Origin of the sequence: Halobacillus sp. A1-3, from assembly GCF_050971765.1 — a bacterium.
Lineage (GTDB): Bacteria > Bacillota > Bacilli > Bacillales > Halobacillaceae > Halobacillus > Halobacillus mangrovi_B.
The window spans coordinates 64,124-78,720 of record NZ_JBPCEO010000009.1 but is presented as its reverse complement, the minus strand read 5'-3'; the positions used below and the strand labels follow the sequence as shown (position 1 = coordinate 78,720).

Genomic DNA, 14,597 nt, shown 5'->3' with positions numbered 1-14,597 from the left:
TTACTCACCGATCTGTTCTAATTTTTTCGTTTGTTCTTCAATTAGTAAGGCATCAATGATCTCATCCATATTTCCTTGAAGGATTTGATCAAGCTTTTGAATGGTCAGACCGATACGGTGATCCGTCACACGTGTCTGAGGGAAATTGTATGTGCGGATCCGCTCAGAACGATCTCCCGTTCCAACAGCCGATTTACGGCTTTCATCGTACTCGTCTTGCGCTTCACGTTGGTATTTATCATAAATTCGTGCACGAAGGACTTTCATGGCTTTTTCTTTGTTCTTAATTTGTGATTTTTCATCCTGACAAGAAACAACGATTCCTGTTGGTTCGTGCGTTAAACGTACAGCAGACATGGTTGTATTTACACTCTGTCCACCTGGTCCGCTTGAAGCAAACCTATCTACACGAATGTCCTTTTCATGAACTTCAACTTCTACTTCTTCCGCTTCCGGCATGACAACAACGGTAGCTGTAGAAGTGTGGATTCGACCGCCCGATTCCGTCTCAGGTACACGTTGCACACGATGGGCTCCATTTTCAAATTTTAATTTTGAATAGGCTCGATCTCCACTCACCATAAAGATAATTTCTTTAAAGCCACCAACATCATTGGCGTTAGCTTCAATCACTTCCGTCTTCCAGCCTTGCATCTCTGCGTATCGTGCATACATACGGTAAAGGTCACCCGCAAATAAGGAGGCTTCATCTCCGCCGGCAGCACCACGAATTTCCATAATAACGTTCTTCTCATCGTTTGGATCTTTCGGAAGCATCAGCACTTTCAATTCTTCTTCAAGCTCAGCTTTTCGATCTGATAGTTCACTGATTTCCTCTTTCACCATTTCTACCATATCATCATCAAGGCTGTCTTCGAGCATTGCTTTAGCATCGTCCAGCTGCTCTGTTACCTCTTTATATTCTCGATAGGCCGTCACCGTATCAGATAATCCTGCCTGCTCTTTCGAATATTCACGTAGCTTATTTGTATCAGAAATAACTTCAGGATCACTAAGTAATTCATTTAGTTTTTCATAACGGTCTTCTAATGTTTGTAAACGTTCGATCAATGGTATGCACCTCTTTCTCCATAACATTCTAATTATATTATAGAGCGGTAATCGATACAACCAGGGCAGATTCTTTTCATCAGTACCGGGTACTGAAGGCTGAGCCCGAGATTCATCCTTAGCTTATCAGGTGCTAAGAAGCAGAAAAAGATACCTGGCACCAAAAGGCAGTCTCTCGGTACCAGGTACGCCATTCAATTATCGAATTTTCACATCTACATCATATCTTGGTACAGCCTGGTAAATCGTTTGTTCAATTTCCTTTTTCCATTCTTCTTTCTCGGCTTTTGACATATCTTTTTCCCCATCTATATCAACACTTACCCAGACTCGGCTTGCTTCCAAGATGACACGTTTTACGTTGACCCCAGGCATTTGCTCAACTGATTCCTTAATGAGCTCGCGATCCTGCTTCAATCCCCAGGTGTCTCCCACATATTTAATCGACCTCGGATTTTGAGTATCTGTCGTCACTTTTTCGTTCATGCCCATATTTTCTACATCATCTCTGCTTGTTTCACCCTGATAATTTTCCATCTGAAAACCACAGGCTGCCAGGATAAATGCAGAAATGACGATCACCGTTAAGGCTCGTAACATCACAATCACCTCTTCTCTTTTTACGGTTATTGTTAACCGACTAAGAGGTGATTATGTATATCACCTTGATGCCTCAGTTGTTACAGCCATGATTTCCAATTCATATTTTCCAGGGATCACGGCTTTACTTTGGATATAACGCTTATATTTTTGAGCCTCTTCGTAATTTTCAAAAGTAAGTTCCTTATTGTTTTTCCAAAATTCAATAACGATATGTTGTTCGTCAACGCCAACAATACGGTAAGTCATAACAGACTCCTTTCTTTAGTCGGTATATAGACGATCACATTTTTTGGAAATTAAAAAAACCGAGAAGTCCCCCATAGTGAGGTTCTTCTCGGCTTTGTCTAGCTCTATTGTCTAGCCCAATTGTGCCGGACCTTTATTAAAATTTAATCAAATGTGAAAGAATCTAGTTAAGGATAAGGTTTAAGTTTAAATTATCCCTAACCACAGTATAGTACAAAGCCCATATGATTAAAAGGGGCTCAATATAAAGGTTTCGTTACATTGTCTTCTCAATTTTTACTTGATCTGTAACATGGACATAATTCAAAAGCTCTTCACATAATGATGCATACTCCAGACACATATCATAGGTAGGGTCTTCTGAAGGAGCGGCAGACTCAAGATTTGCGCATTCTTCTGCGCAGTTTTGGCACATCTCTGCACTAGACCGACAAATCACTTCTGCCGATGGGCTATCTTTAGAAATAACCTCCACTGCATACCTGTAAGCATCACCACATTCCTTTAGGAGATTGGACTTTTTTAAAAGTATTTCTTTACTCTTGTTGGACATATTTTATACTCCCCTTTCTCAGTGAGAAGTCATGCAGCCTTATCTCCTGTTACGATTTCAAGTCTGTAGGTTTGAAAATAAATATAATGTAACTGCGATCAAGATTGAAATCCCAGTCTAAGAAGACATCTTCAATTCTTGTTTGAAGGATGGATTCGAAAGAAGAAAGGTGAAGAAGCCGCTTTTCCAAATGTCTTTTGGCAATCTTTAACTGCTCATGAAAACCTAATCGAATCATTTCCTTCTCAATTGCCACAAAGATCCCTTCTCTTTCAATGATCAACGTTCGATCGTTCAAAAGAAAAGAACGAATCATTTCAGGTTTTTTTTGCGCGTGGTGAGTTATTTTTTCAATTTCATCATGAACGGTTTGTTTTTGTTCGTAATGTTCATTATTTTCATCAACCATCGGTTTCACGTTCATAATTCCTACAATCATTCCGGAGCGATTGGATAAGGACCAATCATAATATAATGATTCTACTTCAATTCCCGCTGTTGCCCTCAGCGTCGCTTTGATGTCCGGGATAAGTTCTTGCATCAGTAAATCTCTGGTTTCTTCTACCTTTGAAGTATTATTCTGATGGACAAGAACTTTTTCCATAGGTGCTAAAAACCCCTTCAAGTAAATCGTGATGTAAGGTTCTTCGATGGAAACAAAAACAGAAGATGGGCCTTTGCCGAAATTATCACGAAGGAGTTTTCCTATGTAACTTGATACTTCCGATTGGACAGAACGTTTATCCATAAAAATTCATCCTTTTTAAGGTATCTTGCTACATTTTTACCACTATTATAATAAAATTAAACGAATTCGAGCACATCGATAACACATTTGAAAAGAGTGTCAGGTTTGAATCAAGCAACCTTTTTGTACCTGGCACCAAAGAACAGCTAGGGCGTCCCAGATACCGGAAGACAGATTCCGGTATCAGATCCCTAAGGAAGACTGAGATATACCTAACAGCAACCTACAAAAAAACCGACAGCTCAATTAGAGCTGCCGGTTTCGGCTATTGCATCATCAATTTTCAGCGTACGCTGCCTTCACTTGCTGTTGCCTGGGCTTGTTAGGTACCTTGTGGTGGTGACGGCACCTCGGTTCATAAGACTCAGAAGCTCCAACAAGGATAATTGGGTCATCATACGAAGCAGGTTCCCCATTAATCAGGCGCTGCGTTCGACTGGCTGGCGAACCACATACAGGACAAATCGCATTGAGCTTTGTAACACTTTCGCTAAGGGCCATTAAATCAGGCATTTGACCAAAGGGTTCACCTCGGAAATCGGTATCGAGTCCTGCTGCAATGACTCGGATCCCACGGTCTGCCAGGCATTCCACAACTTCTACTATGTTCGTATCGAAAAATTGAACTTCATCTATCCCTACAACATCTACATCATTATCTACAAGAGTAAGAATATCTAAAGAATTCTTAACGGGGCGCGCTAATACGGAAGTACCGTTATGTGATACGACGGCATCCTCTTTATAACGATCATCAATCGCAGGCTTAAACACACGCACTGTCAAATTACCGAAGGTCGCTCGGCGAACCCGGCGAATCAACTCCTCTGATTTCCCGCTAAACATACTTCCACAAATGACCTCAACCCATCCGCTTTGTTTCATTACATACACGTCCAACGTCGCTCCCTTCTCGCACTGTCCACAATGTATTCATCAAAAAAAGAGCCCTCCCGGCAGTCTGCTGAACGAATGATCGATCGTTCATGGACCATCAAGGACAGCTCTCATCTATAAGGACTTCAAACAACGGTCCCATCCCTTTTTAAACATAAGCAAAACTATAGAGTAGCAGATCAGCTACAGCATAGGTTCAATCATGTTTAATGAAATGAGCTTTTTTTGACAAAAAAACAGGCAAACTTAAGAGACAATTTGCCTGTTTTTGTTCAAAATGATGTATGGCCGTCGATATGACGACCACTCATTATTATGAAAGGTTATATTTTTTCTTGAAGCGATCCACACGGCCACCAGCTTTATCAGCTTTCTGTTTACCTGTGTAGAACGGGTGAGACGCAGAACTAATCTCTACGCGGATCAATGGATACGTGTTTCCATCTTCCCACTCGATTGTTTCTTCGGATGTTTGAGTAGATCCGGTTAGAAACTTGAAATTAGAACTTGTGTCTAGGAATACAACTTTACGGTATTCTGGATGAATTCCTGATTTCATGTTCTTCCACTCCTTTTTGCCCTGAATCCTTTGGAAACAGAGTTATTGTAAGAGCCGTTGAAGGTTAGTCGTTACACCTTTTACTGAAACTCACATAGAAAGATTATAACAGGGTACAAACCCTAATGCAAGATACGATCGACATTTGTCAAAAATCGGTTATCCCTTATATGAGGCTTGTGTACGGCGGCCTTGAGAGGATTTTCCTTGCATATCTTTATTCATTAACTCAAAAAATTCTTCATTATTCTTCGAAGATTTAAGACGGCGCAGGAAACGGTCCGCAAAGTCCGGTGTATCTGACAGCGTTTTGCGAATCGCCCAGATTTTATCAAGGTACTCTTTTTGAATAAGCAATTCTTCTTTACGCGTTCCTGAACGCAGAATATCAATGGCTGGGAAAATACGGCGTTCAGCGAGACTGCGATCAAGATGCAGCTCCATGTTTCCTGTTCCTTTGAACTCTTCATAGATGACATCGTCCATACGAGAGCCGGTGTCTACAAGGGCCGTTGCTAATATCGTTAAGCTTCCACCTTCTTCAATGTTTCTAGCCGCACCAAAGAAGCGCTTCGGACGGTGGAAGGCTGCGGGATCAATTCCTCCAGAGAGAGTACGCCCGCTTGGTGGAATAACCAAATTGTAAGCACGTGCAAGTCTTGTGATACTATCCATCAGTACAATTACATCGCGTTTGTGCTCAACAAGACGCATCGCACGTTCAAGAACTAATTCAGAAACTTTAATATGGTTTTCAGGGACTTCATCGAAGGTTGAGCTTACTACATCAACGTCGGAATCGACAGAACGCTCAATGTCCGTCACTTCTTCAGGACGCTCGTCAACAAGCAAAATAATCAGTTTTGAATCTGGGTGGTTCTTGGATATGCTGTTGGCAATCTGCTTAAGCAACATCGTTTTTCCAGCCTTTGGAGGAGCGACGATTAAACCACGCTGTCCATACCCTACCGGAGACATAACGTCCATAATCCGAGTAGAAAGCATTTTCGGTTCAGTTTCAAGTTTCATTTGACGATCTGGATACAGAGGAGTTAAAGCCGGGAAGTGCACACGCTCTTTAGCTGAATCCGGATCCTCCCCGTTCACCGCGTCCACATGCAGCAAGCCGTAATACCGTTCATTTTCTTTTGGTGGGCGTACTTTTCCTGATACTTTATCTCCGTTTCTTAAGTCGAACCTGCGAATCTGAGACGCAGAAATATAAATATCTTCTGCACTTGGAGAATAATTGATCGGTCTTAGGAAGCCAAACCCTTCAGAAGGAATGATTTCCAGAATCCCATCCATAAATAAAAATCCATCTTTCTCTGCTTGAGCTTTAAGAATGGCAAAAATCAATTCTCTTTTTGTCAGCTTTGCATAGTATGAGACTTTATATTGTCTTGCTTTCTCATAAAGACCCTTTAAAGTCATCGTCTCTAGGTTGGAGATTGTTAAATCTGCCACAAAATCACCACTTTTATATATTTTTCTTTCAATCTTGAATGTAAGCTTACTATTAAAACAGTGTGACTTCTCTTGAATATGATGTATGGAAGAAAAAGGAGAAGTTGAGTGAAGTAATTGCTTAGAAGCTTACGGAGATTTATCGTCCATGGTTTCCTCTCTAACAAACAATCTTTATTTTACTCTTGTCTATTTGCGGATTCAATCCCATTTTAAGATTTTTTCAGGCAGGACGTCTGAGGTAAGTTTTCGTAGAATAGGAGGAAGCCGAGATTACCGGCTTCCCATTGATCTTATGGTTTAATAACAAGATTAGGTTTTTTCTTCAAACTATGATTCCCATCAATGAATCTCACTGTTCCAGATTTAGCACGCATGACAAGCGTTTGAGTGGTTGCCTTTTGTCCTTTAAACTGGACACCTTGAAGCAATTCACCATCTGTCACGCCTGTGGCTGCGAAAATGGCGTCATCACCTCCGCAGAAATCATCCATGTAAAGGACGCGATCGACGTCTTCGATACCCATTTTCTTGCATCGCTCAAACTCCTCATCGTTTGATGGAAGTAATTTCCCTTGAATCTCTCCACCTAAACACTTGAGTGCAACAGCAGCAAGGACGCCTTCAGGGGCACCCCCAGAACCGAATAGGATATCAACCCCTGTATCATCAAAGGCCGTGTTGATTGCGGCAGCTACGTCACCGTCTGGAATCAACTTAATACGTGCTCCAGCTGCACGAATTTCTTCTATAATACCCTGGTGTCTCTTGCGGTTCAAAACAATTGCCACAACATCCTCGATTTCTTTGTCCTTTGCTTCGGCAACAGCTTGCAAATTCTCAGCGATGGATGCATTGATATCAATTTTCCCTACTGCTTCAGGACCAACAGCGATTTTATCCATATACATATCTGGTGCATGTAATAGCTGTCCATGGTCCGCTATTGCAATTACAGCAAGAGCATTCCATGTTCCTTGCGCGACAATATTCGTTCCTTCAAGCGGGTCTACAGCCACATCCACACGCGGGCCATAACCATTCCCCAGTTTCTCCCCTATGTAAAGCATAGGAGCTTCATCCATTTCACCTTCACCGATGACGACTGTTCCCTTCATCGGAATGGTGTCAAAAACATCTCTCATGGCAGAAGTTGCTGCATCATCCGCTTCGTCTTTTTTCCCTCTTCCCATCCAACGTGCAGATGATAATGCAGCAGCCTCTGTTACTCGCACTAATTCCATTGATAAACTTCTTTCCATGGTTATCTCTCCCCATTATAAAGATTTTTCCTCATCTCCCCATGGAAGTACTGTTCACATTAAGAATCCTGGAATTGTTCGACTTCTTCGTCTGACATTTCCTCATACCAGACTTTAGCACCAAGCTCAATCAGCTTGTTCGTGATGTTTTCATAACCTCTTTCAATGTGGTCGACACCAGTGATTTCAGTGACACCTTCAGCCATCAATCCGGCTATGACAAGAGCAGCACCGGCACGCAGGTCAGATGCCTTCACTTTTGCAGCCTGGAGTTTCGATGGTCCTGATACAATCGCAGAACCCCCTTCTACTTTAATAGAAGCATTCATCCTGCGTAGTTCATCGACATGTTTGAAACGGGCCTGATAAATCGTATCAGTGACAATACCTGTGCCTTCTGCTTTCGTAAGTAACGAAGTAAATGGCTGCTGGAGGTCTGTCGGGAAACCTGGATAAACCAGTGTTTTGATATCAACAGCTTTCAGTTTGTCTCCTGGCTTCACGTAAAGCTGTTCATCATTCTCCTCAATAGTGACGCCCATTTCACGAAGTTTGGCCAAAAGGGACTCCAAGTGCTGAGGAATGACGTTATCAATGATCATTTCCTCCCCCTGGGCAGCAGCCATAATTGTGTAAGTTCCTGCTTCAATTCGATCCGGTATGATAGTATGAAGGCAGCCTGATAAACTTTTTACTCCTTCAATACGGATCACATCGGTGCCTGCACCTTTGATTTTAGCCCCCATACTTGTAAGTAAAGTAGCTACATCAATGATTTCAGGTTCTTTTGCCGCATTTTCAATGACTGTTTTCCCTTTAGCCCTGACAGCAGCAAGCATAATGTTAATCGTTGCACCTACACTCACAACGTCCAAGTAGATCCTCGCTCCACGCAGTTCTTTAGCTCTCAAATAAATAGCGCCTTGCTCATTGGTTACTTCGGCACCAAGAGCTTCAAACCCTTTAATATGCTGGTCAATTGGACGAGGACCGAGGTGGCATCCACCCGGCAGTCCGATGACCGCTCTATTGAAGCGGCCCAGCATGGCACCCATAAAGTAATAGGAAGCACGCAGTTTCTTAACTTTTCCGTTTGGAAGCGGCATGGCAACCATATTGGAAGGGTCAATACTGATGTTTCTTCCATCCTTGTGTACTTCCCCACCAATTTCTCTCAGTAAATCCGATAAGATGCCTACATCAGAGATGTCCGGCAATCCTTCAATTTTAACTGTAGATTCAGCTAAGATAGCAGCTGGCAACAAAGCAACAGCACTATTTTTCGCCCCGCTAACACGAACTTGTCCACGTAAGCGGCTCCCACCTTCGACTAGTAGTTTATGCATGAAATACTCCTCGCTTTAAACGTAAAGATTATGCCATTATTATGTGCATATTTTTCCATTTCAATCTAGTTATTTTTGATTATTCCAGTCATTGAGGAATTTTTCAATACCTTGGTCCGTAAGCGGGTGTTTGACGATCTGGCTGAAAACTTTGAATGGTACTGTTGCAATATGCGCTCCGTGCATAGCCGCTTCCGTAACGTGCACAGGGTGACGGACAGAAGCCGCGATGATTTCCGTATCAATCGCGTGACGGTCAAAGATTTCAGAGATTTGAGCGATTAACTCTACACCATTGTGACCAATGTCATCGAGACGGCCAAGGAAAGGTGAAACATAAGTAGCTCCTGCACGTGCGGCTAACAGAGCCTGGTTTGCAGAGAACACAAGCGTCACATTGGTTTTAATGTTCAATTCACTAAAAGCTTTGACTGCTTTTAAACCTTCAAGCGTCATCGGAACTTTAACTGTAATATTCGGAGCAATAGCCGCTAGTTCTTTTCCTTCTTTAATCATTCCTTCAGCATCTTCAGAAATGACCTCTGCACTGACAGACCCTTCAACTTCTGCGGTAATTTCCTTCAGCCGCTCGTGAAAAGAGACACCTTCTTTAGCTACAAGACTCGGATTCGTCGTTACACCTGCTAGAACTCCCAAGGAATTTGCTTCTCGGATATCTTCAATGTTCGCAGTATCAATAAAAAATTTCATTTCAATACACCTCGATTTTTTAATAGTTCCCAAAGCTAATGGACGAAAACTGAAAATGATTGCGTTTTCACAAATCATGAAAAGGAAACCGCTACTTCGTAACGGCTTCCTGGTGCATATGCTTTATTAAGCTTTTTGAGAAGAACCGAATTCGCGCATTTTACCGATTACTGTTTCTTTAATCGCGTCGCGACCAGGTCCTAGATATTTACGAGGATCATACTGCTCAGGCTGATCCGCTAGTACTTGACGTACAGCTTTGCCTTGAGCAATTTGGTTCTCAGTGTTTACATTGATTTTCGCAGTACCGAAAGAAATAGCTTTCTTGATATCTGCTGTCGGAATTCCTGTACCGCCGTGAAGAACTAGTGGCTTGTCTACAAGACCCATGATTTCTTCCATGCGGTCAAAGCCAAGATTCGGCTCTCCTTTATAAGGACCGTGTACAGAACCTAGTGCAGGTGCAAATACGTCAACGTTTGTTTCGTCAACCAATTGCTTACACTCAGATGGAATCGCGTATGCAGCTTCTGCATCGTCAACGATAAGGTCGTCTTCTTGTCCACCTACACGGCCAAGTTCTGCTTCAACAGAAACACCGTGGATGTGAGCAAGCTCAACAACTTTTTTCGTAACAGCGATGTTCTCTTCAAGTGGATCGTGAGAAGCATCAATCATTACAGAAGTGAAACCAGCGTGAATCGCTTCTGCACATTTTTGGAAGCTTGAACCGTGGTCCAAGTGGATTGCAACTGGTACAGTTGTACCGTAAGATTTCATAAGTGCTTTCACCATGTCAACGACAACGTTGAAACCACCCATGTAACGGCCCGCACCCTCAGATACACCTAGGATGACAGGGGATTGCTCTTCTTCAGCAGCCTGAAGAATTGCTTGAGCATATTCAAGATTATTTAGGTTGAACTGACCTACACCGTAGCGTTCTTCCTTAGCTTTTTCTAGCATTTCTTTCATTGATACTAGCGGCATGAAAGATCCTCCTTTATAAATCGTTCTTTATTTACAAGTCTGTTTCCATAGGAAAACACACCATGTAAGTTTTGCTACAGTATTAGAATACCAATACCCTTAGCATGGTGCAACAGCCGCTTCAAGTATATAGCGCTTACATTTTAAAAAAAGAAAATTAATGGCTGTGAGCGAGCGATCCTTGTACCAAATCTTTCATTTTATGGATATCAAAGGGCTTAGGAATAACCTCACGAACGAATGAGTAATCCACTTCCTTTTCGATTTGGGTCTTAGATAATCCTGTAATAATAAGAATAGGAGATTGATAATCTCTATCATCCAATTCACGGAGAACGTCCTTTCCATGCATGACCGGCAGATTATAATCCATGATTACAAGATCCAAGTCCTGTTCTTCCATAATCTCAAGGGCTTGCTTGCCTGTTTTAGCGGAGACGGTCTCATACCCCTCACTTTTAAGTATCTCTTCTAATAAAAGTCGTATCCCGGCTTGATCGTCAACGATGAGAATTTTATTTGCCATGGTATTCCCTGCCTTTCCTTATTTTTAGGGCATTTGTTCTTATACGCCCTATACTATTTTCTTTGTGTCGTTACAAATTCGATAGGGTTACAGCATATTCCTGCGTATGTATGTTCGGTTCTGACAAGTTTTCTCATAAAAATTGCTTCTAATCGAATCAAGTAGAATCTTGTCCTTTAAAAACCATACCCTTTAAAAAGCATTAGTAAAAACCCAAAAATCTCCACCTCAGGTCATCCAGAAATTGGATGACCTGAGGTGGAGGGTTTTTCTCTATATATAATAAAAAAAGGCAAAGAGATTTTTCTCTTCGCCTTTCCTTCTTTTAGTATTGCTGTTTCATTGCTGCTCCGATAAAGCCATGGAACAATTCTTGTGGACGAGTTGGACGAGATTTAAATTCAGGGTGGAACTGACTCGCAACAAACCAAGGGTGATCTTCCACTTCAATGATTTCAACTAGACGACCATCAGGACTTGTTCCAGAGAACTTAAAGCCTGCTGCTTCCATTTGCTCACGATAATGATTGTTGAACTCAAAGCGGTGACGGTGACGCTCATAAATCACTTCTTTACCGTAAGCTTCCATCGCTCTTGTATCTTCTTTCAGACGAGAAGGATAAATCCCTAATCTTAGAGTTCCTCCTAAATCAGAAATTTCTTTTTGCTCAGGCAGCAGGTCAATGATCGGATGAGGCGTTGTCGGATCAATTTCTGCAGAGTGAGCTCCACTAAGGTTCAAGACGTTACGCGCAAATTCAACTGTAGCAAGCTGCATACCAAGGCATATCCCTAAGAAAGGCACTTGCTCTTCACGAGCATAACGAATTGCTTCAATCTTACCTTCGATTCCTCGATCTCCAAATCCGCCAGGAACAAGGATACCATCAACACCTTGAAGCATTTCAGATACATTGCTTCGCGTGATGTTTTCAGAGTTTACCCATTTCACATCAACATCTGCATTGTAGCTGTATCCAGCATGCTTCAATGCTTCTACAACGGAAATGTAAGCATCCGGAAGCTCAACATATTTACCAACAAGAGCGATCGTCGCTTTCTCTTGCAAGTTCTTCACTTGATCAATCAGCTTATTCCATTCGGCCATATCAGCAGGTGGACAATCCAAACCGAAGTGATCACATGTGATCTGGTCAAGCTTTTGATCCTGTAATGTGATTGGTACGTTATAAAGAGTATCCGCATCACGAGCTTCAATGACAGCTTCTTTATTAATGTCGCAGAAAAGGGCAATTTTTTCTTTCATATCTTCAGAAATTTCCATTTCTGTACGCAAGACGATGACATCAGGCTGAATACCTAGAGAGCGCAGTTCTTTTACACTGTGCTGAGTTGGCTTTGTTTTCATTTCTCCAGCAGCTTGCAAGTAAGGCACAAGTGTACAGTGAATGTACATCACATGTTCACGGCCGATGTCACTCTTGATCTGACGAATCGCCTCAAGGAATGGAAGCGATTCGATATCGCCTACAGTTCCGCCGATTTCTGTAATGACAACATCCGCATTTGTCTCATGCCCTGCACGGAAAACGCGATCTTTAATTTCATTAGTGATATGTGGAATAACCTGAACCGTCCCGCCTAGATAATCACCGCGACGTTCTTTTTTAATGACATTGGAATAAACTTTTCCTGTTGTCACGTTACTAAATTTATTCAAGTTAATATCAATGAAACGCTCGTAGTGACCTAAATCAAGGTCCGTTTCCGCCCCATCTTCTGTTACAAAAACCTCTCCGTGCTGATAAGGACTCATCGTTCCCGGATCAACGTTAATGTATGGGTCGAATTTCTGAATGGTTACTTTCAGTCCTCTATTTTTCAATAACCGTCCTAAGGATGCCGCTGTAATTCCTTTTCCTAAGGAAGATACAACACCACCTGTTACAAAGATATATTTTGTTGCCACGATGATCCCTCTTTCTCTCATAGTCTTTATAGTTATTCGCTATTTAAGCAAAGTAATGATAAGGAAGGCTTAAAAAAATAAAAAACGCTCCCCACCGAGCGGGGAGCGTTTGAACATTTCGTTTAAGAAATTAAAGAGCCCAAATAAGATTGTACTGATTTGACTTTTGAAAGTCAACCATCCATCAAAATTATTCTTCGTTCTCTTCGTCATCACCAATAAAGCTGATGTCATCCTCTACTATTTCTTCTTCCTCTTCGTCGAGGTCATCATCTTCATAGTCACCTTCAAATTCATCGTCATCATCATCCAGATCTAAATCTTCATCTGTAAGATCAAGATCTTCTTCCAGATCATCGTCTTCAGCATCGTATTCTGAAACTCCAAGTTCATCTTCAAGAAGCTTGGAAGGTTTCTTCTTTTTCTTTTTCTTCTTACGTTTCTGTGGAAGATTAGCAATTTCTTCTTCCATTTGTTCTACAGGGTACCAGCGTTTAAGCCCCCATTTATTTGTCCCGATCGTCATGAACATGCCATCAATGTTCATGTCAGTGTAAAATTGCGAAATGTATTCTTCTTTCTGCTTTTCACTGAAACCTTTCATAGAAGCAATTCGGTGGAAGATTTCATTGAAATCAATCGCTTCTTTCTCTTCTTCTAAAATGATCGTTGCAAGGTCAATCATAGAAATTTCATCAATTTGCTCTTGGCTCAGTTCTTTTAAGCTCACGATCCAGCACTCCTTTATATTCAATATATAGAATAAATGGCCTCACAGGCATACGAATCACATTTAATCATACCATCCATTATATGTTTTGACCTTATAAAAATCAAATAGATAATAGAAGGGTCTTCTTTTAACTTTCTAACCAAACCTACATGAAAATAAACACCTTTAACAAACTAATGATAGACATGAAACTTGGTGTTCTCTTTATTTTAATTTAAAATAATAGAAGGCAATGGACGAACATAAAGGAGAGAAGTATTATGAAAACCCACCCTTTTAACTGGATCGCAACGATCATTATAGTTGCAATTGTTGCAATCTGGCTGACTTACAACTATGGAATGATTCACTCTAAGCACCTGGAAGAGGCAACCTTGACAGAAAAAACTCATAATGAAGACGGCTACTACATTCATCTCAATGATAAAAAACTGCACGTGAAAGATACAAGTACCTGGATGCTTCTTGAAGCAGGTGAGCATTACAATGTTACTTATGAATGGTATGGAATGAAGAAGCCATATGTGACTGAAATTAACCAGGCTCATGATAAAGATCAGATTGGTGGAGGTCACTAATTTTATCCTATTGTTACGCTTAATCGATAATTTAAGCGCCCTGTCTTTATAAGGCAGGGCGCTTTTTGTAGATTTCGTTAGGGTGCTATTGTTTGGCGTTAAGTCGCTATTGGCTTGAGTTGGGGCGCTATAGGTGTGCGTTAGGGCGCAATTGCCGCAAGTTAGGGCGCTATCCTTCTACGTTAAGGAGTAATGCTTTAGCTTAATTGCGTTCACCCAGAGTGTTTCCGCTTTTCTTTCTATCCGGCTGTGGCTCCTATCGACTAGCGTAACTTCCCTCGCTTCTGTACGATAAGTCAACATCGAATCACTCCGTTCTTCGTGTTTCCTTTATCTCCTCCAGCTCAGTCCAGTTCGTACGTCGCTGTACAGTCGCC

Annotated in this window: 17 protein-coding genes; 1 reads left to right on the top strand and 16 read right to left on the bottom strand. The window is 41.6% G+C overall.

The genetic code is table 11. From position 1 onward, the window contains the following. The 15 genes from prfA to rpoE form a co-directional block, all read right to left on the bottom strand. Complete coding sequence (prfA, locus tag ACRYKC_RS16000; RefSeq protein WP_433808111.1) at window positions 1–1,071, bottom strand: peptide chain release factor 1; 1,071 nt, start codon at window positions 1,069–1,071, stop codon at window positions 1–3. 198 nt (window positions 1,072–1,269) lie between these two features. Beyond that, window positions 1,270–1,671, bottom strand: coding sequence for a hypothetical protein (locus tag ACRYKC_RS15995; protein ID WP_433808109.1), 402 nt, complete (start codon window positions 1,669–1,671; stop codon window positions 1,270–1,272). Window positions 1,672–1,731: 60 nt separating this feature from the next. Next, the gene (locus tag ACRYKC_RS15990) at window positions 1,732–1,920 is read right to left on the bottom strand and encodes a hypothetical protein (RefSeq protein WP_433808107.1); all 189 of its coding nucleotides are present in this window, start codon (window positions 1,918–1,920) and stop codon (window positions 1,732–1,734) included. Between the two features lie 256 nt (window positions 1,921–2,176). Beyond that, the gene (locus ACRYKC_RS15985; RefSeq protein WP_433808105.1) at window positions 2,177–2,473 is read right to left on the bottom strand and encodes a four-helix bundle copper-binding protein; all 297 of its coding nucleotides are present in this window, start codon (window positions 2,471–2,473) and stop codon (window positions 2,177–2,179) included. A gap of 49 nt (window positions 2,474–2,522) precedes the next feature. Beyond that, window positions 2,523–3,221 (bottom strand): Na-translocating system protein MpsC family protein, encoded by a 699-nt coding sequence (locus ACRYKC_RS15980; RefSeq protein ID WP_433808103.1) that lies wholly within the window; start codon window positions 3,219–3,221, stop codon window positions 2,523–2,525. A gap of 276 nt (window positions 3,222–3,497) precedes the next feature. Further along, window positions 3,498–4,115, bottom strand: a complete 618-nt coding sequence (locus ACRYKC_RS15975) for a thymidine kinase (RefSeq protein WP_433808359.1) — start codon at window positions 4,113–4,115, stop codon at window positions 3,498–3,500. Between the two features lie 316 nt (window positions 4,116–4,431). Next, window positions 4,432–4,677, bottom strand: a complete 246-nt coding sequence (locus ACRYKC_RS15970; RefSeq protein ID WP_085028210.1) for a type B 50S ribosomal protein L31 — start codon at window positions 4,675–4,677, stop codon at window positions 4,432–4,434. Window positions 4,678–4,836: 159 nt separating this feature from the next. Next, window positions 4,837–6,144 (bottom strand): transcription termination factor Rho, encoded by a 1,308-nt coding sequence (gene rho, locus ACRYKC_RS15965; protein ID WP_433808101.1) that lies wholly within the window; start codon window positions 6,142–6,144, stop codon window positions 4,837–4,839. A gap of 293 nt (window positions 6,145–6,437) precedes the next feature. Beyond that, entirely contained in the window at window positions 6,438–7,406 is a 969-nt protein-coding gene (gene glpX, locus ACRYKC_RS15960) for a class II fructose-bisphosphatase (RefSeq protein ID WP_433808099.1), read from the bottom strand. Window positions 7,407–7,465: 59 nt separating this feature from the next. After that, window positions 7,466–8,752, bottom strand: coding sequence for a UDP-N-acetylglucosamine 1-carboxyvinyltransferase (gene murA, locus ACRYKC_RS15955; RefSeq protein ID WP_433808097.1), 1,287 nt, complete (start codon window positions 8,750–8,752; stop codon window positions 7,466–7,468). A gap of 69 nt (window positions 8,753–8,821) precedes the next feature. Continuing rightward, entirely contained in the window at window positions 8,822–9,463 is a 642-nt protein-coding gene (gene fsa, locus ACRYKC_RS15950; RefSeq protein ID WP_433808095.1) for a fructose-6-phosphate aldolase, read from the bottom strand. 126 nt (window positions 9,464–9,589) lie between these two features. After that, window positions 9,590–10,453 (bottom strand): class II fructose-1,6-bisphosphate aldolase, encoded by an 864-nt coding sequence (fba, locus tag ACRYKC_RS15945; protein ID WP_433808093.1) that lies wholly within the window; start codon window positions 10,451–10,453, stop codon window positions 9,590–9,592. Between the two features lie 157 nt (window positions 10,454–10,610). Then, window positions 10,611–10,979 carry a response regulator gene (locus ACRYKC_RS15940; protein ID WP_433808091.1) on the bottom strand — a complete coding sequence of 123 codons (369 nt, stop codon included), beginning with the start codon at window positions 10,977–10,979 and terminating at the stop codon, window positions 10,611–10,613. Window positions 10,980–11,304: 325 nt separating this feature from the next. After that, window positions 11,305–12,930, bottom strand: a complete 1,626-nt coding sequence (gene pyrG, locus ACRYKC_RS15935; RefSeq protein WP_433808089.1) for a CTP synthase — start codon at window positions 12,928–12,930, stop codon at window positions 11,305–11,307. 169 nt (window positions 12,931–13,099) lie between these two features. Next, on the bottom strand, window positions 13,100–13,639 hold the full coding sequence (gene rpoE, locus ACRYKC_RS15930) for a DNA-directed RNA polymerase subunit delta (protein WP_433808087.1): 540 nt from the start codon (window positions 13,637–13,639) through the stop codon (window positions 13,100–13,102). A 263-nt stretch (window positions 13,640–13,902) separates the two neighbouring features. On the opposite strand from rpoE, the gene ACRYKC_RS15925 reads away from it, so the two are divergent. Next, window positions 13,903–14,220, top strand: a complete 318-nt coding sequence (locus ACRYKC_RS15925; protein WP_433808085.1) for a hypothetical protein — start codon at window positions 13,903–13,905, stop codon at window positions 14,218–14,220. 177 nt (window positions 14,221–14,397) lie between these two features. Here the strand turns inward: ACRYKC_RS15925 and ACRYKC_RS15920 are convergent, their stop codons facing one another. Then, the gene (locus ACRYKC_RS15920; protein WP_433808083.1) at window positions 14,398–14,520 is read right to left on the bottom strand and encodes a hypothetical protein; all 123 of its coding nucleotides are present in this window, start codon (window positions 14,518–14,520) and stop codon (window positions 14,398–14,400) included. Window positions 14,521–14,597: the final 77 nt, after the last annotated feature.